An 18,934-nucleotide genomic window follows, 5' to 3' on the forward strand; every position below is an offset into this window, starting at 1 on the left:
TTGCGAATGCGTTTTCACGTATCCCACAAGGAGAAGGCATATGCACCTGAATGGCGTCGGCTGGATAGCAGCCATCATCATCGGCGGCCTGGCAGGCTGGTTCGCCGAAATGTTCATGAAGAGCAACACCGGCATCTTCATGAACATCGTCATGGGCATCGTCGGCGCGGTCGTGCTGAACGCCATTCTGCAGGCTCTCAATTTTGGCCCGTTCGGCGTCGGCTGGATTGCCTATCTGATCACCGGCTTTATCGGTGCCTGCCTGCTGATCTGGGCCGGGCGTCTGGTGCGCCGTTAGCATCACTGAAGAGTTGCTATGCGAAAAAGGCTGTTGCGGCATGCGCCGTGGCGGCCTTTTTCTTTGCGTTGAAAAGTCTTAGATGACGTTATGACAGCGAACGCCTGACTGGCGTCGCGAATGAACCAGGTTTCCCGATGGTCACTGTCCTCGATACGATCGCCAACGCCCCGCGCTTGCGGCATCCGGAAAAGGCGCACAAGCCTGATCAGGACGTGCTGCGCAAGCCCGACTGGATCCGCGTCAAGGCGCCGGTGTCGAAGGGCTATGCCGAAACGCGCGAAATCGTCAAATCGCACAAGCTGGTGACGGTCTGCGAAGAGGCCGGCTGCCCTAACATCGGCGAATGCTGGGAAAAGAAGCACGCCACCTTCATGATCATGGGCGAGATCTGCACCCGCGCCTGCGCCTTCTGCAACGTCGCCACGGGCATTCCAACAGCGCTTGACCCGGATGAACCGGCCCGCGTCGCGCATGCGGTCAAGCAGATGGGCCTTACCCATGTGGTCATCACCTCGGTGGACCGTGACGATCTCTCCGATGGCGGTGCGCAGCATTTCGCTGAAGTCATTCGTGCCATCCGGGCCGCGACGCCTTCGACGACGATCGAAATCCTGACGCCCGACTTCCTGCGCAAGGACGGCGCGCTGGAGATCGTCGTGGCCGCCAAGCCCGACGTCTTCAACCACAATCTCGAAACCGTACCGTCGAACTATCTGACGGTTCGTCCGGGCGCCCGCTATTTCCATTCGATCCGGCTGTTGCAGCGGGTCAAGGAGCTTGATCCGTCAATCTTCACCAAGTCCGGCATCATGGTGGGGCTGGGCGAGGAACGGAATGAAATCCTGCAGCTGATGGACGATCTGCGGTCCGCCAATGTCGATTTCATGACCATCGGCCAGTACCTGCAGCCGTCGAAGAAGCACCACCCGGTGATCCGCTTCGTCACGCCGGAGGAGTTCAAATCCTTTGAGACGATCGGCCGGACCAAGGGTTTCCTGCTGGTGGCATCTAGCCCGCTGACGCGTTCATCGCATCACGCCGGCGACGATTTTGCCAAGCTGCGCGCGGCACGGGAAGCGATTCTCAAGAAATCAGCTTAACTCGCTGGTTCCATGCCAAAATTCGAAGCCACCCGACGCGTATCCCATACACCCGAGCAGATGTTCGCTTTGGTCGCCGATGTTGAATCCTATCCGCAATTCCTGCCGCTTTGCGAAGCGCTGACGGTTCGCTCGCGCAAGGAGCGTGACGGGCGCACTGTTCTGCTTGCCGACATGAGCATCGGCTACAAGGCCATCCGCGAAACCTTCACGACGCAGGTGCTGCTGAAGCCCGCCGAGAACGCCATCGACGTGAAATACATCGACGGGCCGTTCAAATATTTGAGCAATGTCTGGCGTTTCGAACCCGACGGCGCCGGTTGCGCCGTCCGCTTCTTCATCGACTACGAGTTCAAGAGCCGTATTCTGGGCGCGGTCATGGGAACCATGTTCGATCGCGCCTTCCGCATGTTCGCCGAAGCCTTTGAGAAGCGCGCCGACGTCATCTACGGTGCAAAACCGTCTTGAGGCCCTGCGCATGCTTTTCTGGATAGCGAGCACCGTTGGACTGGCAATCGCCTATCTCTTCGGTACCATGCCCACGGGTTATCTGGCGGGGAAGCTGCTCAAGGGCATCGATATCCGGGAGCATGGCTCCAAATCCACCGGGGCAACGAACGTCTTGCGGGTCTTGGGAAAATGGCCTGCGTTGGTGGTGTTGCTGCTGGATGTGCTGAAAGGCGCGGCGGCGATCGTTTTTGCCCGCTGGTTCTATCCCTGGTTCATCACGTTGCCGTTGGTTACGCCATCGACCCCGCTTGACCTGCAAACCTGGGTGCCTTGGGCTGTTTGCCTGGCCGGAATTGCCGTGTTGTTGGGACATGGCCGTTCGATCTGGCTGAATTTTACAGGTGGCAAATCCGCTGCGACGGGGCTTGGCGTGTTGCTGGCTCTGTCTTGGCCGGTAGGTGTGGGGGCTGCGGCGGCTTTTGGTGCTGTGCTGGCTACGTCTCGGATAGTTTCCCTGAGTTCGATGGTAGCGGCGTTGACCGCGATCGCCCTCATCTGTGGCCTGGAGCAACCGTTGGCCTATCGGTTGCTGGTGATTGCGGGCAGCATCTACGTGATTGCGCGCCATCGTGCCAACATTCAGCGGCTGCTGGCTGGGACGGAGCCACGCTTAGGGCAAAGCAGCCCGGAATCGAAAACGTAACCGCAATCCAGCTTTCGGGCCCGCCCGCCCAACGTTTTTATAACCCTATCCGAGTGCTTGTAGGCCCAGTTCCAGCGCTTGCCGGACCGTTTCGCGACGAATGAAATCGCGGCCTTTGTCTGCAAAGAGCTGGTGCTCGGCGACAATCGGTCGGCCGTCCAGCGCAACCCCGAACCAGACCAGGCCGACCGGTTTTCCCGCCGAACCGCCGCCAGGCCCGGCAATGCCGGTGACCGCCAGGGTCAGCCCGGCGCGCGAACGGACAAGCGCGCCTGTTGCCATCTCGATCGCCGTCTCGCGCGAAACCGCGCCGTGCGCCTCAAGCGTGGCGGCGGAGACACCGAGCATGTCCATCTTGGCCTCGTTGGAATAGGTGATGAAGCCGCGATCGACCACGGCCGAGGAACCGGCGATGTCGGTGAGCGCGGAGATGATCATGCCGCCGGTGCAGCTTTCCGCCGTTGCTAGCATGATGCCGCGCTTCTGGCAGGCTTGCAGCAGCGCATTTGCCAGCTCGTTGTTGCTCATTCCGGCACCTCGCCGGGAAACACCACGCTGGCGGTGGCAATCGCCGCTATGCCTTCCTCGCGCCCGACAAAGCCGAGCTTCTCATTGGTTGTGGCCTTGATCGAGATGCGATCCGGCGTAATCGCCAGCATCTGAGAAAGGGCTGCGGTCATGGCCTCGCGATGCGGCCCGACGCGCGGCGCTTCGCAGATCAGCGTGATGTCGGCATTGGCGATGCGGCCGCCGCGCGCGCGCACCAGCCTTGCCGCATGCTCGACGAATATGCGCGACGCAGCGCCTTTCCACTGCGGGTCGGATGGCGGAAAATGCGTGCCGATGTCGCCTGCGCCGCAAGTCGCCAGCAGCGCATCGGTCAAGGCGTGCAGACCGACATCGGCGTCGGAATGGCCGGACAGCTTCTTGTCGTGTGCAATGGCGACGCCACACAAAGTGACATGGTCTCCCGGTTCGAAGGCGTGGACGTCGTAGCCATTGCCGGTACGGATATCGGGAAAGCGCACGCGTTCGCCGGAAAGCCGCTGGTCCGCCATCGCAATATCCCGTGCCCAGGTGAGTTTGACATTGTCCGGCGAGCCCGGAACGATCTTGACCGGAATATTCGCCCATTCGGCGATCGCGGCATCGTCGGTAAAATCCATTCTTCCCAGATGATGGGCTTTCTCGTGCGCGGCAAGAATGGGCCAGAACGGAAAGCCCTGTGGCGTTTGCGCCGCGTGAAGACCGCTGCGCGAAACGGTTTCGCCAACCACGCCGGAGGCCGATTCGCGCTTCAGCGTGTCGGCGACGGGCAAAGCGGGCAACGCGCCCTCGCGCTCGCCGATGGCGGCGATGGTGCGATCTATCAGGTCCGCATCGACAAACGGGCGGACGGCGTCGTGGATCAGAACCTGCGCCGGCGCGTGGCCTCTAAGGGCAAGCAGGCCGAGCCGGACGGATTCCTGCCTCGTCGCCCCGCCCATGATGGCGGTGACGCGCTCTACATTGGCGCCCGCCGCCTGCCGGAACAGCTCGTGGTCATCGGCATGAATGGCGACGACGATCTCGCTGGTCCGCGGGTGGGCCAGAAAAATGTCCAGCGTGTGTGCAATGACGGCAAAGCCGCCAATGTGTTGATATTGCTTCGGTCCGTTGGCCTGTCCGGCGCGCGCACCACGGCCGGCCGCAACGATCACCACCGCGACCTTGCCATCCGCATCCGAAACGTGATTTTCACTTGCGTCAGTCATGCCCGTTTGGTCCTAGCGCACGATCCCGAAAAGTGTAATCGGTTTTCGGAAAGATCGTGCGCTAAGTATGAAATTCCAAAGCGTCCTTTGCGCGTCCTGAGGGACGCGCGGCGCTTTGGTCGCGGCCAAAGCCGAAGGCCAGCATTTTCCCAATTGCGCCTAAATGTGGCGTCATTCCGCGTTGCACATTGCGCCGGTTCTGGCTAGAGAATGTGCAACGAATGAAGATGCTTGGTTTTTGTGCATGGTTAACTTGACCAAATTGCCTGACTTGACCAAATTGGCAGGGCCGCTTGATGTCGGCGGTGTGAGACTCCGCAATCGCGTGTTCCTCGCACCAATGTCGGGGATTACGGACGAGCCGTTCCGGCAGCGTGCCCACGCGCATGGAGCAGGCCTGGTCGTGTCCGAAATGGTTGCCAGCGGAGAGCTCGCCAAGGGCAGGGCCGGTTTCAACCTGCGCATACGCCACTCCGGCCTGCCCGTCCATATGGTTCAGCTTGCAGGCCGTGAGGCGATGCACATGGCCGAAGGTGCCAGAATCGCAGCCGGTGAGGGGGCCGACATCATCGACATCAACATGGGCTGCCCGGCCAAGAAGGTTACCGGCGGTTATGCGGGTTCGGCATTGATGCTGGATCTCGACCACGCACTGTCGCTGATCGACGCCGTTGTCGGCGCGGTCGAGGTGCCAGTGACGGTCAAGATGCGGCTTGGCTGGGACGAAGGCGCGCTCAACGCGCCGATGCTCGCGCGCCGCGCCGAGCAGGCCGGTGTCAGCATGGTGACCGTGCACGGCCGCACGCGCTGCCAGTTCTACCAGGGCAAGGCCGACTGGCGCGCCATCGCCCGCGTCAAGGAAGCCGTGTCCATCCCGGTCGTCGCCAATGGTGACGTCTCTTCGCCGGCGGAAGCGGCCGACATTCTCGATCAATCGGGTGCCGACGCCGTGATGATCGGCCGTGCCCATTATGGCGCGCCCTGGATCGCAGGCGGCATTGCGGCCGCGGCGACCGGCGAGGCGACGCCAAACATGCCACGGGACTCGACCGCGGTCGCCGACTACATCGTGGCCCACTACGAGGACATGCTGGCGCTCTACGGCGCCGAAAGCGGCCTGCGCCAGGCGCGCAAGCATCTTGGCTGGTATCTTGATCGGCATGCCGGCGGCGTCGCCGACGACAGCCGAAAGGCTATACTGACCGCATTCGAGCCCGCGCGCGTTATTGCCTTGCTGCGCGATGTGTTTTCGCGCGATCCGCAACCCTTGAACCTGCGGAGCGCCGCATGAACGCCGCCGCCGGCCAGGGCGCCGAAATGGCGGATGCCGCCCAAATCGTGCTCAACACCATCCGCCGCCCGGTGATCATGATCAGCGAGGAGGGGTTCATCACCTTCGCCAACGCCGATGCGGAAGACTTTTTTCGCTCGAGCGCGACCATGCTCGCCCGCAACACGCTGTCAAAACTCATTCCCTTCGGCAGCCCGCTGCTGACACTGGTCGACCAGGTGCGCGAGCGCCGGGCTCCGGTCAACGAGTACCGCGTCGACGTGTCGTCGCCGCGGCTCGGCATCGAGAAGGTCGTCGATCTCTATGTCGCGCCGGTACCGGAATTTCCGGGCTCGGTGGTGGTTATGTTCCAGGAACGGTCGATGGCCGACAAGATTGACCGGCAGATGACGCATCGGGGCGCGGCACGTTCGGTCACCGGTCTGGCGGCGATGCTTGCCCATGAGATCAAGAACCCGCTCTCAGGCATCCGCGGCGCTGCCCAGTTGCTCGAACTGTCGGCTTCCGACGAAGACCGCGCGCTGACGCGGCTGATCACCGACGAGACCGATCGCATCGTGTCGCTGGTCGATCGCATGGAGGTATTTTCCGACGAGCGGCCGATCGACCGCTACCCCGTCAACATCCATGTCGTTCTCGACCATGTGAAGGCGATTGCCAAGAACGGTTTTGCCAAGAGAATCAAGATATTGGAGGATTATGATCCTTCGTTGCCTCCGGTGTTTGCCAACCGCGACCAGTTGATCCAGGTGTTCCTCAACCTGGTCAAGAACGCCGCCGAGGCGATCGGCAGCGACCCGCAGGGCGAGATCGTGCTGTCGACCGCCTTCCGGCCAGGCATCCGTGTTTCCGTTCCGGGCACGCAGGACCGCGTGTCGCTGCCGCTGGAATTCTGCGTGCGCGACAACGGCTCCGGCGTTTCGGAAGACATCTTGCCGATCCTGTTCGACCCGTTCATCACCACCAAGCCGAACGGCTCCGGGTTGGGTCTTGCGCTGGTCGCCAAGATCGTCGGCGAGCATGGCGGCATCATCGAATGCGAATCGACGCCGCGCGGCACCACATTCCGCATCCTGATGCCGGCCTGGAAAGAAGCGCCAAACGGCGCCGATGATGACGGTGAAGGAGACCGCAAATGACCGTTCGCGGCAATATTCTCGTCGCCGACGACGACGCGGCGATCCGTACCGTCCTCAACCAGGCGCTTTCGCGCGCCGGCCACGAGGTGCGCGTCACCTCCAATGCTTCGACTTTGTGGCGCTGGGTGGCGGCGGGCGAGGGCGACCTTGTCATCACCGATGTGGTCATGCCGGACGAGAACGCCTTCGACATGCTGCCGCGCATCAAGAAGGCGAGGCCGGAGCTGCCGGTCATCGTCATGAGCGCTCAGAACACCTTCATGACGGCGATCCGCGCCTCCGAAACCGGCGCCTATGAATATCTGCCTAAGCCGTTCGACCTGACCGAACTGCTCAACATCGTCAACCGCGCGCTTTCCGAGCCGCGTCGGCCGAAGATCGACGCGCGGCCGGAAGAGCAGCCCGATGCAATGCCGCTGGTCGGCCGCTCGGCCGCCATGCAGGACATCTACCGCATGCTGGCGCGCATGATGCAGACCGACCTGACGGTGATGATCTCGGGCGAATCCGGTACCGGCAAGGAGCTGGTGGCGCGCGCGCTGCATGAATATGGCCGCCGCCGCGGCGGCCCCTTCGTCGCCATCAATATGGCGGCGATCCCGCGCGACCTGATCGAATCGGAACTGTTCGGTCACGAGAAGGGTGCCTTCACCGGCGCACAGAATCGCTCGACCGGGCGCTTCGAGCAGGCTGAAGGCGGCACGCTGTTCCTCGACGAAATCGGCGACATGCCGATGGAGGCGCAGACGCGGCTGCTGCGCGTGCTCCAACAGGGCGAATACACGACGGTTGGCGGACGCACGCCGATCAAGACCGACGTGCGCATCGTCGCCGCCACCAACAAGGATCTGCGCACGCTGATCAACCAGGGGCTTTTCCGCGAGGATCTTTTCTATCGCCTCAATGTCGTGCCGCTCCGGCTGCCAGCGCTGCGCGAGCGCTCCGAGGACGTGCCGGACCTCGTCCGCCACTTCTTCAAGCTCGGCGAAATGGAAGGCCTACAGACCAAGCGCATTTCTTCCGGCGGCATCGAGTTGATGAAGCGCTATCCGTGGCCAGGCAATGTTCGCGAACTGGAAAACCTGGTTCGCAGGCTTGCCGCGCTCTATTCGCAGGACGAAATTTCCGCCGAGATCATCGAGGCCGAGCTGAAGACCGGCGAGCGCCCCGTAGTGCCGGGAGGCGGTAACCTCATTCCCGACGATTTGTCGATTGGCCAGGCGGTCGAGCATTTCCTGCAGCGCTATTTCGCGTCGTTTGCCGGCGACTTGCCTCCTGCCGGGCTCTATCAGCGCATCCTGTCCGAGGTCGAGTTTCCGCTTGTCCTGGCCTCGATGACGGCAACGCGTGGCAACCAGATCAAGGCTGCGGAACTGCTGGGCTTGAACCGCAACACGCTGCGCAAGAAGATTCGCGAGCTCGGCGTCAACGTCTACAAATCATCGCGGCAGGGCTGAGCCTTGATCTGAGCCCGCGCTCTTTTCAGGGGATCGGCTCGCGAAAGATTTCCGTCTCGGTCACACTTGTTGCATAATCGCCACAATGCGTTGCATACATCCGACGCAATCATGGCTCTAGACGGCGACATGGCTCCGCAGGCACCGACAACAAACCAACCGCTTTTCAGCGAACCCGGCGCTCGTGACGGGCGCCGGCTGCTTGCGCTGCCAGGCGTGATCGCGGTCGTCGGCGCGCTGATGACGGCGGCGATCTCGTTCGCCATCCTCGTTGGCGCCACGCCGATCACACCGAACGAGTCGACTACGCTGGCGTTGATTGCCCTCAACACGGCTTTCGTCCTGTTTCTTATCGCGCTGGTCGGGCGTGAGGTGCACCGCATCCTGATGGCGCGCCGGCATGGCAAGGCCGCTTCGCGGCTGCATGTGCGCATTGTCGCCATGTTCGCCCTGGTTGCTGCCATTCCAGCCATCATGGTGGCCATCATCGCGTCGATCACGCTCGACATCGGCCTCGACCGCTGGTTCGAGATCCGCACCAAGACGATCGTCAATTCATCGCTGTCGATCGCCGACGCCTATGTCCAGGAAAATGCCCGCAACCTCCAGGGCACGACGCTGTCCATGGCCTATGATCTCGATGCGTCGCGCACGCTCTACGGCCTTGATCGTACCGGCTTTCTCGACCTGATGAACAAGGAAGCCGTGGGCCGTTCGCTGGCCCATGCGGCGCTGATCAAGCCGGACGGCTCTTTCGTCATGAGCGCCAAGACCGATACGGATTTCGCCATGCCCGAGCCGCCGGAAGGCGCGGTGGCCAGCGCTACCGACGGCAAGCCGGTGCTGATCGAACCGAAAACGCGCAACATCATGGGTGCCATCGTCAAGCTGCGGGAGATCGAAGGACTCTACCTCTACACCATTCGGCTCGTCGACCCCGAAGTGATCAAGGCAAGGCAGATCGTCAGGTCCAACACCGACGAATATCGGGGGCTGGAAGATAACCGCCGTACCTCTCAGGTGGCCTTCGCGCTGCCCTATCTGTCGTTGACGCTCATCATTATCCTGTCCGCGATCTGGACCGGCATTGCGGTCGCCGACCGTCTGGTGCGGCCCATTCGCCAGCTCATCGGCGCCGCCGACGAGGTCGCGACCGGCAATCTCGACGTCGCGGTTCCCGTCAGGCCTTCGGACGGCGATGTCGCGTCGCTCGGCGATACGTTCAACAAGATGCTTCTCGAACTGAAATCGCAGCGCAATGAGATCCTGTCCGCCAAGGACCTGATCGATGAGAGGCGCCGCTTCTCGGAAGCCGTGCTTGCCGGCGTTACCGCCGGCGTCATCGGCGTCGATCCCTACGGCATCGTCACCATCGTCAACCGCTCGGCCGAGGCGATGCTGGCGATTTCGGCCAGCGCAGCCCTTGGGCAGAATCTTTCCGCCGTGCTGCCGCATGTCGGCCGCGTCTTCGAGATCGGCCGCAAGTCCGGCAAACCCGTCTATCGTGAGCAGGTGACCTTTTACCGCGCCGGTGCCGAGCGGACCTTCAACGTGCAGATCACGATCGAGGCCGGCGACGACGGCTCGGAGGAAAAATCCTATGTGGTGACGGTCGACGACATCACCGACCTGGTTCAGGCGCAGCGCTCGTCGGCCTGGGCGGACGTGGCGCGGCGTATCGCCCACGAGATCAAGAACCCGCTGACGCCGATCCAGCTCTCGGCCGAACGTATCAAGCGCCGTTACGGCAAGGTGATTACCGAGGACCGCGAGGTTTTCGACCAATGCACCGACACCATCATCCGTCAGGTTGAGGATATCGGCCGTATGGTGGACGAATTCTCGGCGTTCGCGCGCATGCCAAAGCCCGAGATGAAGGCGATAGATCTGCGCGAATCGCTGCGTGAGGCCTCGTTCCTGGTCGAGGTCAGCCGCGCCGACATCACTTTCGAGCGGATTTTCGGCACGGAGCCGCTAAAGGGCACTTTCGACAGCCGCTTGATGGCGCAGGCTTTCGGCAATGTGATCAAGAACGCCGCCGAGGCCATCGACGGATTGGAACAGAAGGACGGTTCGCACGGCATAATCCGGATTCAAGCCGGGCGCCAGAATGGTGCGATTCGAATCGACGTCATCGACAATGGCAAAGGCCTGCCGCGCGAGAATCGCCAACGGCTGCTCGAGCCCTACATGACCACACGCGAGAAGGGCACCGGACTTGGCCTCGCTATCGTCAAGAAGATCGTGGAGGACCATGGCGGCAGGCTGGAACTACACGATGCTCCAGCGGACTTCCACGATGGGCGCGGCGCGATGATCAGCATCATCCTGCCGCCTGCGGCCGCAACGGCTCCGCGCGGCGAAAGCAGGGCGGAAAACGAAAGAGAAACTGAAAAGGTCGGTAATGGCGTCTGATATTCTCATCGTCGATGACGAGGAAGACATCCGTGAACTCGTCGCGGGCATACTGAGCGACGAAGGTCACGAAACCCGCACGGCATTCGATGCCGACAGCGCGCTCGCTGCTATAGCTGATCGCGCGCCGCGGCTGATTTTCCTCGATATCTGGCTGCAGGGCTCGCGCCTGGACGGGCTGGCGCTGCTCGACGAGATCAAGACCATGCATCCGACCTTGCCGGTGGTGATGATTTCCGGCCACGGCAACATCGAAACGGCGGTCTCCGCCATCCGTCGCGGCGCCTATGACTTCATCGAAAAGCCGTTCAAGGCCGACAGGCTGATCCTTATTGCCGAGCGTGCGCTGGAGACCTCGAAATTGCGGCGCGAGGTTTCCGACCTCAAGCTGCGCAGCGGCGAAACCTTCGATCTGATCGGCATGTCGTCGGCGATGAGCCAGTTGCGCCAGACGATCGAACGCGTCGCGCCGACCAACAGCCGCGTGATGATCATCGGACCGTCTGGCTCGGGCAAGGAACTGGCCGCGCGCGCCATCCACACGCTGTCGGCGCGCAAGAGCGCACCTTTCGTGACGCTGAGCGCCGCCAACATCACGCCCGAGCGCATGGAGATCGAGCTGTTCGGCACCGAATCGAATGGCGTCGAGCGCAAGGTCGGGGCGCTGGAGGAGGCCCATCGCGGTATCCTCTACATCGACGAGGTGGCCGACATGCCGCGCGAGACGCAGAACAAGATCCTGCGCGTGCTGGTCGAGCAGCAGTTCGAGCGGGTAGGGGGAACCAAGCGGGTCAAGGTCGATGTCCGCATCATCTCCTCGACCTCGCAGAACCTCGAAGCGATGATTGCCGACGGGCGTTTTCGCGAGGATCTTTACCATCGCCTCGCGGTGGTTCCGGTCATCGTGCCGGGATTGGCCGAGCGGCGCGAGGATATTCCCTACCTCGTCGATAATTTCATGAAGCAGATCGCCCGCCAGGCCGGCATCAAGCCGCGCCGCATCGGCGACGACGCGCTGGCCGTGCTGCAGGCGCACAACTGGCCGGGCAACGTTCGCCAGCTGCGCAACAATGTCGAGCGCCTGATGATCCTTGCGCGCGGCGACGACGTCGATGCGCCGATCACCGCCGACCTGTTGCCGGCCGAGATCGGCGATGTCATGCCGCGCACGCCGAATCAATCCGACCAGCACATCATGGCGCTGCCGTTGCGCGAAGCGCGTGAGCAGTTCGAGAAGGATTACCTGATCGCCCAGATCAACCGGTTCGGCGGCAACATCTCGAAGACCGCCGAGTTCATCGGCATGGAGCGCTCCGCTCTGCATCGCAAGCTGAAGTCGCTGGGCGTCTGAGCGCGACATATCCAGCCGCCGCGCCCGGGCCGAGCATTTGCCGGTTACGGCGGCGGTGGAATCGCATAAGAAAGCCCCGAGAATATCTAGAGGTTGCCCATGCCGCGCATTGCCTATGTCAACGGGCGCTATGTCACGCACGCCGATGCCGCCGTCCATATCGAGGACCGTGGCTATCAGTTCGCCGACGGTGTCTATGAGGTCTGCGAGGTGGCGCGTGGTTTCATCGTCGACATGCCGCGCCATCTGTCCCGGCTGAACCGCTCGCTGACCGAATTGTCGATCGCCTGGCCGGTCACCTCCCGCGTGCTGCCACTCATTCTGCGCGAGGTGGTCAATCGCAACCAGGTCGCCAATGGCCTGGTCTACGTGCAGGTGACGCGCGGCGTGGCCAGCCGCGACTTCGCCTTCCCTTCCGCCGACACGAAGCCGGCCCTGGTAGTCACCGCCAGGAAGGCCGACGCAGCGGCTGGAGCGAAGCGAGCCGAGACCGGCATCGCGGTCATCACCGTGCCGGAGAACCGCTGGGACCGCGTCGACATCAAGACCGTCGGGCTGCTGCCCAATGTATTGGCCAAGCAGAAGGCCAAGGAAGCCGGTGCGCAGGAAGCCTGGTTCGTCGACGATGAAGGCAACGTAAAAGAAGGCGGCTCGTCCAATGCCTGGATCGTCACCCGGGACGGCGTCCTGGTCACCAGGCCGGCCGAGCACGGCATCTTGCGCGGCATCACCCGCACGACCATGTTCGAAGTGGCGGCCAAGCTTGGCCTGAAGATCGAGGAGCGCGGCTTTTCCGTCGCCGAGGCCAAGGCGGCACGCGAGGCGTTCATCAGCTCCGCAACGACAATCGCCATGCCGGTGGTGAGCATCGACGGCGATACGGTCGCCAACGGGCACCCCGGCTCAATAACACTTTCCTTGCGGCAGGCCTTTTTTGACATTGCGGAAAAAAGTCCAGCCTGATAACCGCACAGGTGGAATGAACATCAATATATCTCGTTCTGCTTGTCGTTACTGACGACAAGACGGTGTTTGCGAGCTTGACATGCGCCCGTTAATTTGGCGCATTGGCTTGCAAACCGAAGGGGATCGGCGAAAGACAAGAACAATGGCGGAACGATCGCAAAACCTTCAGGACCTGTTCCTGAATTCAGTTCGCAAGAGCAAGAACCCGCTCACCATCTTCCTCATCAACGGCGTGAAGCTGACCGGCGTGGTCACTTCGTTCGACAATTTCTGTGTCCTGCTGCGCCGCGACGGTCACTCCCAGCTCGTCTACAAGCACGCCATTTCCACGATCATGCCGAGCCAGCCGGTTCAGATGTTCGATGGCGAGGAAAGCCAGGGCGCCTGATTGGCACGTGAGAAAGACGCGGACGCCACCGTTCGCGGAAAACCAACACATCATCCCGGGACGGAAGCCAAGGGCCCGACCCGGGCCGTTGTCATTGTGCCCGTCCTTACCCGCCACCAGCGCAACGACGACGAGACCAACCGTCCTCGGTTGATGCGTTCGGCTGATGCTCGTCATGACGAGGCAGTTGGCCTTGCCCGCGCCATCAACCTCGACCTGGTCCACACTGCGGTGGTTACCATCAACGATCCGCGCCCGGCGACGTTGCTCGGCAGCGGCAAGGTCGCCGAATTCGCCGAAATCGTCAAAGAGGGACACGCGGAGGTGGTCGTCGTCGACCATCCGCTGACCCCGGTGCAGCAACGCAATCTGGAGAAGGAGCTGAACGCCAAGGTGCTGGACCGCACCGGGCTGATCCTCGAGATCTTCGGCGAGCGCGCGCGCACCAAGGAAGGCACGCTGCAGGTCGAGCTCGCCCATCTCAACTACCAGAAGGGCCGCCTCGTGCGCAGTTGGACCCATCTGGAGCGCCAGCGCGGTGGCGCCGGCTTTCTCGGGGGCCCCGGCGAAACGCAGATCGAATCCGACCGGCGGCAGTTGCAGGAAAAGATCATCAAGCTGAAGCAGGAGCTGGAAACGGTGCGGCGCACGCGCGACCTGCACCGCGCCAAGCGCAGGAAGGTGCCGTTCCCGGTGGTGGCGATCGTCGGCTATACCAACGCCGGCAAGTCGACGCTGTTCAACCGGCTGACCGGAGCAGACGTGCTGGCGCAGGACATGCTGTTCGCTACGCTCGATCCGACGCTGCGCCGCGTGCGCCTGCCACATGGCACGCCGATCATTCTCTCCGACACTGTCGGTTTCATCTCGGACCTGCCGACGCATCTGATCGCGGCTTTCCGCGCCACCCTGGAAGAGGTAGTCGAGGCCGATCTCGTGCTTCATCTGCGCGACATTTCGGATCCGGACACGGCCGCCCAGGCCGAAGATGTCGAGCGTATCCTGGCCGACCTCGGTGTTGACGCCGGCGACGCCAAGCGGGTGATCGAAGTGTGGAACAAGATCGACCGGCTCGACGAAGGCAACCGGACCCGGCTGCTTGCCGACGGCGCCGATGCCAACAAGGCGCCGCCGATCGCGGTGTCGGCGGTGACCGGCGAGGGCATCGATGCGCTGAAGGCGATCATCGAAACGCGGATGGCGGGCGAACTCGAAGACCTCACCGTGACGATCGAGCCGGCACAGTTCGGCCTTGTCGACTGGCTTTACCGCAATGGCGATGTCGTTTCGCGAAGCGACAATGATGACGGCAGCGCCACCATCTCGCTCAAGGCCACGCAAAGCGCCCGCGAAGAGATCGAAAGCAGATTGCGTCGTAAAAACAACGGCTAATGTAACTTACTTCGCGGTCTTTGCTTCCTGCCAGAGCGCTTCCATCTCGGCCAGATCAGCCTTGTCCAGCGTGTTGCCGGCTTTTCCCAGTGCCTGTTCGACATAATGGAAACGCGAGCGGAATTTTTCGTTGGTGCCGCTCAGCGCTGCTTCGGAATCGAGCTTGAGATGACGGCCGAGATTGACGACGGCAAACAGCATGTCGCCGAACTCGTCTTTGATCGAGGCGGTGTCGCCTTTGGCCAGTGCCTCGCGCAACTCGCCGATCTCTTCCTCGATCTTGTCGAGGATGGGCGCTGCCTCGCTCCAGTCGAAGCCGACGCGGGCGGCTTTCTCCTGAAGTTTCAGTGCCCGGGTCAGCGCGGGCAGGGCGACCGGCACGCTGTCCAAAAACCCCTTGCCGTTGTCTTCGGGATCGAGACCGCGGGCGAGGCGAGCGCTTCGCTTCTCAGCCTTCTCTTCGGCCTTGATCTTTTCCCACATGCCCTTGGCCATGCCGGCGCTGCGGGCTTTCTCGTCACCGAAGACATGCGGATGGCGGCGGATCATCTTCGTCGTGATGGCTTGCACCACGTCAGAGAAGGCGAATTCACCGGCTTCCTCGGCCATTTGCGCGTGGTAGACGACCTGCAGCAGAAGATCGCCGAGCTCGTCGCGCAGATCGTCGAGGTCGCCGCGCGCGATGGCGTCCGCCACCTCATAGGCTTCCTCGATCGTATAGGGCGCAATGGTCGAGAAATCCTGTTCGATGTCCCAGGGGCAGCCAGTCTTCGGCGCCCGCAGCGCCGCCATGATCTCGATCAGGCGCGAAATGTCTTTCGATGGCGTCATCTAGAGCTATTCCAGGAAAAGTGTGAAACGGTTTTCTGTCCGGAATTGCGTCAAAACAGTCTATCGGATGCTATCCCGCGACCGGCCGCGCGGCCAACGCTGTCAGCCGGCGCGGGAGCCTTGTCCACAGATGAGCCGCGTCAATCAAGAACCGAAACGATCGCCTTGGCGAGTTCGTCCATGCCATCCTCGGGCAGGCCGGCGACATTGATGCGGCTGTCGCCGACCATGTAAATGCCGTGCTCGGCACGCAACCGCTCGACCTGTGCTTCCGTGAGGCCAAGGCGGGAGAACATGCCGCGATGGCTGGCGACGAAGTCGAAGCGGTCGGAATTGGACTGCCGGCGCAACGCTTCGGCGAATTGCACCCGAAGCCTGAGCATGCGCAGCCGCATCTCTTCGAGCTCGGCTTCCCAGTCGGCGCGCAAGGTGGCGTCTTCGAGCACGATGCGCACGACCGCCGCACCATGGTCCGGCGGCATCGAATACATGGCGCGCGCCGCCGACAGCATCTGGCTCATCGCCACATCCGCCTGTGCGCCGTCCCTGGCCAGGATCATCGCCGCGCCGACGCGGTCGCGGTAGACAGCAAAATTCTTCGAGCAGCTCGACGCCACCACCATCTCCGGAACTTTCGCCGCCAGCAGGCGCAAGCCGAGGGCATCGGCCTCGAGGCCATCGCCAAAGCCCTGATAAGCGATGTCGACGAAGGGCAGCAGCTCGCGCTCGACGACCAGATCGGTAACGGCTGCCCACTGTGCCGCATCCAGATTGGCGCCGGTCGGGTTGTGGCAGCAGCCATGCAGCAACACGGCGTCGCCGCTCTTTGCGGTCCGCAGGGCCACCAGCATGTCGTCGAAACGAACGGCGCCCGAGGCGGCATCGAAATAGGGGTACTCGCGGATCTGCAGGCCGGCGGCGCGCATCACCGGCATGTGGTTCGGCCAAGTCGGATCCGATAGCCAGATGGTTGCATCCGAGCGCGTCCGCTTCAGCAGTTCCGCCACCAGCCGCAGCGCGCCGGAACCGCCGGGCGCCTGTGCGGCGCGGATGCGTGTCATGTCAGCGCCTGGACCGAAGGCGAGCCTGGCCATCACTGTGTTGAAGCCGGTATCGCCGGCAAGGCCGAGATAGGTCTTGGTGTCCTGACCCTCCAATAGCCGCTTTTCGGCTTCGCGCACGGCGCGCATGACCGGCGTCTTGCCGTCGCGATCCTTGTAGACGCCGACGCCGAGGTCGACCTTGTCGGGGCGCGGATCGGCGCGATAAAGGCCGATCAGGGCCAGGATCTTGTCGGCGGGGGCGGGCTGCAGGGCTTCAAACATCGATACGGCTCCAATGGCGGCGGAGTGATACGCAAATCGGTCACGTTTCGCCAGCGGTTTTAGCTGGGTGATCCAGCCCTAGACGGGGGTGCTGGGAAGCCTGCTCTGCACGCTCCTGTGATGTGGACGGGGTTTGATGCGGAACCCATTGATGCGCGTGGGAAAATGACCAGCCGGCATTAACAGCGCCACCACGCCATCGTCCGCGTCGGCATGAGCGCTTCTGTGCGCAAATTTCGGCTTTGCCACGGCCAGTGGTCAGCCCCCACCGTGCCTGTCTTTCACAGCCTGCCGCAACAGATAGGCGACCGCGCTCAGCACCATCAAGGCCAGCCCGAACCATGTCAGGGCATAGGCCAGATGGTTGTTGTGGAACGAAACCACCGTCAAGCCGCCGACCGGCCACCCTCCCGGATTGGGCGTGGCATCGGCATCGATGAAATAAGGAGCGACCTGCCCGAGGCCTTGCGTCGTGGCGATCGCCTGCACATCGCGCGAATACCAGCGGTTGGCGGCCGGATCGTTGGTACGCAGGAAGCCGCCTTTCGGTTCGCTGATGCGCAGCAGGCCGTGAATTCCGGTGTGATCGCCCGAGGGCTTGCCTGCGAGGCGGGTTGCCGGATCGCGCTTGTCCGTCGGCACGAAGCCCCTGTTCACCAGAATCGTGAAGCCATCATCCGCTCGGAACGGCGCCATTACCCAGAAGCCACCGCCGAGATCGGTGACCGCCTGGACCAGGGTCTCGCGATCACCGAGAAACCGGCCTGGAACGACGAGGCGGCGATACTCGTCATCCCTGGTGTTGATCGCTGGCCAGGCCGAAGGCGCCGGGGCGGCCACAGGTACTGCCTTGAGACGCTGGTCGACACGCTCGATCAGGTCGAGTTTCCAGACGCGGCGCTCCAGCTGCCAGACACCAAGCGCCGAAAGGCCGGTGATGCCGATGGCCCCGCAAAGGCAAAGCACCAACAGCGTCCATGGTGAACGCGTAACCCTTTGGCCGTCGCCTGTATTCGAATGCGGTGTCGTCCGTGCCTGTTCGTCCAAAGCCAGGTCCCTCTCTCAGGGTATCTGACTCATGTCATGGCCGGGCATCATGTTGACGTTCAGATGGTACATGACCCAGAGTGAGCCCGTCAGCGCGATCACCACCAGGATGAGGGTGAAGATCAGGGCCATCATGGTCCAGCCGTTCTCCGACCTGGTGTTCATATGCAGAAAGAACACCATGTGGACGATGATTTGCACGACGGCGAAGGCCATGATGGCAATCGCCGACGCCATCTGATTGCCGAGCGCGTTGGTCATGACCAGCCAGAAGGGAATGGCGGTCAGCACGACCGACAGGCCGAAGCCTGTCAGATAGCCGCGCAGCGAGCCGTGATCGACGCCGTGATGCGCGTGGCTCTGGTCGCTGGTGTCTGTGTGGTGGCCGGCGCTCATCGCAACATTCCCATCAGATAAACGAAAGTGAAGACGCCGATCCAGATGACGTCGAGGAAGTGCCAGAACATGCTCAGGCACATCAGGCGCCGCTGGTTCGCGGCGATCAGCCCGTGCCTGGAGACCTGCACCATCAGCACCACCAGCCAGATCAGGCCGAAGGTGACGTGCAGGCCGTGCGTTCCGACCAGCGTGAAGAACGACGACAGGAAGCCGCTGCGCTGCGGCGTCGCCCCCTCGTGGATGAAATGGGCGAATTCGTAGAGTTCGATGCTGAGAAAGGCGAGACCGAACAGGCCAGTGATCACCAGCCACACCTGCATGGGTTTCACCCGTCCCTTCGCCATCTCCAGCATCGCGAAGCCGTAAGTGATGGAGGACAGGAGCAGCATGGTGGTGTTCAGCGCGACCAGCGGAAGATCGAACAGGTCCTTCGGCGCGGGTCCGGCCGCGTAATTGCCACCGAGCACGCCGTAGACCGCGAACAGCATCGCGAAGATGAGGCAGTCGCTCATCAGATAGATCCAGAAGCCGAGCATGGTGCTGCTGCCGCTCTCGGCATGGCCGTGGTCGTCTTCCAGGTGGAAGACCGTGTCGTCGATCACCGTGTCGGCGTGTGCCATGGTGC

Annotated in this window: 19 protein-coding genes; 12 read left to right on the forward strand and 7 right to left on the reverse strand. The window is 62.6% G+C overall.

From position 1 onward, the window contains the following. Window positions 1-40 precede the first annotated feature (40 nt). From NKH06_RS14455 to plsY, 4 genes are all read left to right on the forward strand, one after another. The gene (locus tag NKH06_RS14455; protein WP_023812036.1) at window positions 41-298 is read left to right on the forward strand and encodes a GlsB/YeaQ/YmgE family stress response membrane protein; all 258 of its coding nucleotides are present in this window, start codon (window positions 41-43) and stop codon (window positions 296-298) included. A 137-nt stretch (window positions 299-435) separates the two neighbouring features. After that, window positions 436-1,401: a lipoyl synthase gene (lipA, locus tag NKH06_RS14460; RefSeq protein ID WP_023812035.1), complete on the forward strand. Its 966-nt coding sequence runs from the start codon at window positions 436-438 to the stop codon at window positions 1,399-1,401. A gap of 12 nt (window positions 1,402-1,413) precedes the next feature. Further along, a complete protein-coding gene (locus NKH06_RS14465) occupies window positions 1,414-1,869 on the forward strand; it encodes a type II toxin-antitoxin system RatA family toxin (protein ID WP_127294439.1) in 456 nt (151 codons plus the stop codon). A gap of 10 nt (window positions 1,870-1,879) precedes the next feature. Beyond that, window positions 1,880-2,554 carry a glycerol-3-phosphate 1-O-acyltransferase PlsY gene (gene plsY, locus NKH06_RS14470; protein WP_352552030.1) on the forward strand — a complete coding sequence of 225 codons (675 nt, stop codon included), beginning with the start codon at window positions 1,880-1,882 and terminating at the stop codon, window positions 2,552-2,554. A 45-nt stretch (window positions 2,555-2,599) separates the two neighbouring features. Here the strand turns inward: plsY and NKH06_RS14475 are convergent, their stop codons facing one another. Beyond that, the gene (locus NKH06_RS14475; protein ID WP_352611734.1) at window positions 2,600-3,082 is read right to left on the reverse strand and encodes a CinA family protein; all 483 of its coding nucleotides are present in this window, start codon (window positions 3,080-3,082) and stop codon (window positions 2,600-2,602) included. Then, window positions 3,079-4,308 carry a bifunctional 2-C-methyl-D-erythritol 4-phosphate cytidylyltransferase/2-C-methyl-D-erythritol 2,4-cyclodiphosphate synthase gene (locus NKH06_RS14480; protein WP_352611735.1) on the reverse strand — a complete coding sequence of 410 codons (1,230 nt, stop codon included), beginning with the start codon at window positions 4,306-4,308 and terminating at the stop codon, window positions 3,079-3,081. Before NKH06_RS14480 ends, NKH06_RS14475 begins: the two co-directional genes overlap by 4 nt. Window positions 4,309-4,570: 262 nt before the next feature. Here NKH06_RS14480 and dusB point away from each other — a divergent pair, with 262 nt between their 5' ends. The 8 genes from dusB to hflX all read left to right on the forward strand — a co-directional run bounded on the left by dusB (window position 4,571) and on the right by hflX (window position 14,707). Further along, window positions 4,571-5,599, forward strand: coding sequence for a tRNA dihydrouridine synthase DusB (dusB, locus tag NKH06_RS14485; protein ID WP_352611759.1), 1,029 nt, complete (start codon window positions 4,571-4,573; stop codon window positions 5,597-5,599). Continuing rightward, the gene (locus tag NKH06_RS14490; protein WP_023812029.1) at window positions 5,596-6,738 is read left to right on the forward strand and encodes a two-component system sensor histidine kinase NtrB; all 1,143 of its coding nucleotides are present in this window, start codon (window positions 5,596-5,598) and stop codon (window positions 6,736-6,738) included. The genes dusB and NKH06_RS14490 overlap by 4 nt, the downstream gene beginning before the upstream one ends. Continuing rightward, the gene (gene ntrC, locus NKH06_RS14495) at window positions 6,735-8,195 is read left to right on the forward strand and encodes a nitrogen regulation protein NR(I) (protein WP_023812028.1); all 1,461 of its coding nucleotides are present in this window, start codon (window positions 6,735-6,737) and stop codon (window positions 8,193-8,195) included. The genes NKH06_RS14490 and ntrC overlap by 4 nt, the downstream gene beginning before the upstream one ends. 129 nt (window positions 8,196-8,324) lie before the next feature. Further along, window positions 8,325-10,610, forward strand: coding sequence for a sensor histidine kinase NtrY-like (locus tag NKH06_RS14500; protein ID WP_023812027.1), 2,286 nt, complete (start codon window positions 8,325-8,327; stop codon window positions 10,608-10,610). Beyond that, window positions 10,600-11,961, forward strand: coding sequence for a nitrogen assimilation response regulator NtrX (gene ntrX / locus NKH06_RS14505; protein WP_023812026.1), 1,362 nt, complete (start codon window positions 10,600-10,602; stop codon window positions 11,959-11,961). Before NKH06_RS14500 ends, ntrX begins: the two co-directional genes overlap by 11 nt. A 99-nt stretch (window positions 11,962-12,060) precedes the next feature. Next, on the forward strand, window positions 12,061-12,924 hold the full coding sequence (locus NKH06_RS14510; RefSeq protein ID WP_023812025.1) for a D-amino-acid transaminase: 864 nt from the start codon (window positions 12,061-12,063) through the stop codon (window positions 12,922-12,924). 145 nt (window positions 12,925-13,069) lie between these two features. Beyond that, window positions 13,070-13,315, forward strand: coding sequence for an RNA chaperone Hfq (hfq, locus tag NKH06_RS14515; protein ID WP_006202172.1), 246 nt, complete (start codon window positions 13,070-13,072; stop codon window positions 13,313-13,315). Beyond that, complete coding sequence (gene hflX, locus NKH06_RS14520) at window positions 13,316-14,707, forward strand: GTPase HflX (protein WP_023812024.1); 1,392 nt, start codon at window positions 13,316-13,318, stop codon at window positions 14,705-14,707. Between the two features lie 6 nt (window positions 14,708-14,713). Here hflX and mazG read toward each other — a convergent pair whose 3' ends face one another. The 5 genes from mazG to cyoC form a co-directional block, all read right to left on the reverse strand. After that, on the reverse strand, window positions 14,714-15,538 hold the full coding sequence (mazG, locus tag NKH06_RS14525; RefSeq protein ID WP_023812023.1) for a nucleoside triphosphate pyrophosphohydrolase: 825 nt from the start codon (window positions 15,536-15,538) through the stop codon (window positions 14,714-14,716). A gap of 140 nt (window positions 15,539-15,678) precedes the next feature. Next, complete coding sequence (locus tag NKH06_RS14530) at window positions 15,679-16,863, reverse strand: amino acid aminotransferase (protein WP_352441530.1); 1,185 nt, start codon at window positions 16,861-16,863, stop codon at window positions 15,679-15,681. A gap of 258 nt (window positions 16,864-17,121) precedes the next feature. Beyond that, window positions 17,122-17,829, reverse strand: a complete 708-nt coding sequence (locus NKH06_RS14535; RefSeq protein WP_352893319.1) for an SURF1 family protein — start codon at window positions 17,827-17,829, stop codon at window positions 17,122-17,124. A gap of 96 nt (window positions 17,830-17,925) precedes the next feature. Next, a complete protein-coding gene (cyoD, locus tag NKH06_RS14540) occupies window positions 17,926-18,306 on the reverse strand; it encodes a cytochrome o ubiquinol oxidase subunit IV (protein WP_128304458.1) in 381 nt (126 codons plus the stop codon). Next, window positions 18,303-18,929 (reverse strand): cytochrome o ubiquinol oxidase subunit III, encoded by a 627-nt coding sequence (cyoC, locus tag NKH06_RS14545; protein ID WP_023812019.1) that lies wholly within the window; start codon window positions 18,927-18,929, stop codon window positions 18,303-18,305. Before cyoC ends, cyoD begins: the two co-directional genes overlap by 4 nt. Window positions 18,930-18,934 lie beyond the last annotated feature (5 nt).

The sequence above is a fragment of the Mesorhizobium sp. M1342 genome, from assembly GCF_040317955.1.
Classification (GTDB): Bacteria; Pseudomonadota; Alphaproteobacteria; order Rhizobiales; family Rhizobiaceae; genus Mesorhizobium.

What these genes read in the sequence shown, in the direction of transcription:
- cyoD (WP_128304458.1), bottom strand. Translation starts at nt 18,306, where the DNA reads ATGAGCGCCGGCCACCACACAGACACCAGCGACCAGAGCCACGCGCAT.
- ntrC (WP_023812028.1), top strand. Translation starts at nt 6,735, where the DNA reads ATGACCGTTCGCGGCAATATTCTCGTCGCCGACGACGACGCGGCGATC.
- hfq (WP_006202172.1), top strand. Translation starts at nt 13,070, where the DNA reads ATGGCGGAACGATCGCAAAACCTTCAGGACCTGTTCCTGAATTCAGTT.
- NKH06_RS14530 (WP_352441530.1), bottom strand. Translation starts at nt 16,863, where the DNA reads ATGTTTGAAGCCCTGCAGCCCGCCCCCGCCGACAAGATCCTGGCCCTG.
- NKH06_RS14490 (WP_023812029.1), top strand. Translation starts at nt 5,596, where the DNA reads ATGAACGCCGCCGCCGGCCAGGGCGCCGAAATGGCGGATGCCGCCCAA.
- mazG (WP_023812023.1), bottom strand. Translation starts at nt 15,538, where the DNA reads ATGACGCCATCGAAAGACATTTCGCGCCTGATCGAGATCATGGCGGCG.
- cyoC (WP_023812019.1), bottom strand. Translation starts at nt 18,929, where the DNA reads ATGGCACACGCCGACACGGTGATCGACGACACGGTCTTCCACCTGGAA.
- ntrX (WP_023812026.1), top strand. Translation starts at nt 10,600, where the DNA reads ATGGCGTCTGATATTCTCATCGTCGATGACGAGGAAGACATCCGTGAA.
- NKH06_RS14510 (WP_023812025.1), top strand. Translation starts at nt 12,061, where the DNA reads ATGCCGCGCATTGCCTATGTCAACGGGCGCTATGTCACGCACGCCGAT.
- plsY (WP_352552030.1), top strand. Translation starts at nt 1,880, where the DNA reads ATGCTTTTCTGGATAGCGAGCACCGTTGGACTGGCAATCGCCTATCTC.
- NKH06_RS14475 (WP_352611734.1), bottom strand. Translation starts at nt 3,082, where the DNA reads ATGAGCAACAACGAGCTGGCAAATGCGCTGCTGCAAGCCTGCCAGAAG.
- NKH06_RS14480 (WP_352611735.1), bottom strand. Translation starts at nt 4,308, where the DNA reads ATGACTGACGCAAGTGAAAATCACGTTTCGGATGCGGATGGCAAGGTC.
- NKH06_RS14500 (WP_023812027.1), top strand. Translation starts at nt 8,325, where the DNA reads ATGGCTCCGCAGGCACCGACAACAAACCAACCGCTTTTCAGCGAACCC.
- NKH06_RS14465 (WP_127294439.1), top strand. Translation starts at nt 1,414, where the DNA reads ATGCCAAAATTCGAAGCCACCCGACGCGTATCCCATACACCCGAGCAG.
- NKH06_RS14455 (WP_023812036.1), top strand. Translation starts at nt 41, where the DNA reads ATGCACCTGAATGGCGTCGGCTGGATAGCAGCCATCATCATCGGCGGC.
- lipA (WP_023812035.1), top strand. Translation starts at nt 436, where the DNA reads ATGGTCACTGTCCTCGATACGATCGCCAACGCCCCGCGCTTGCGGCAT.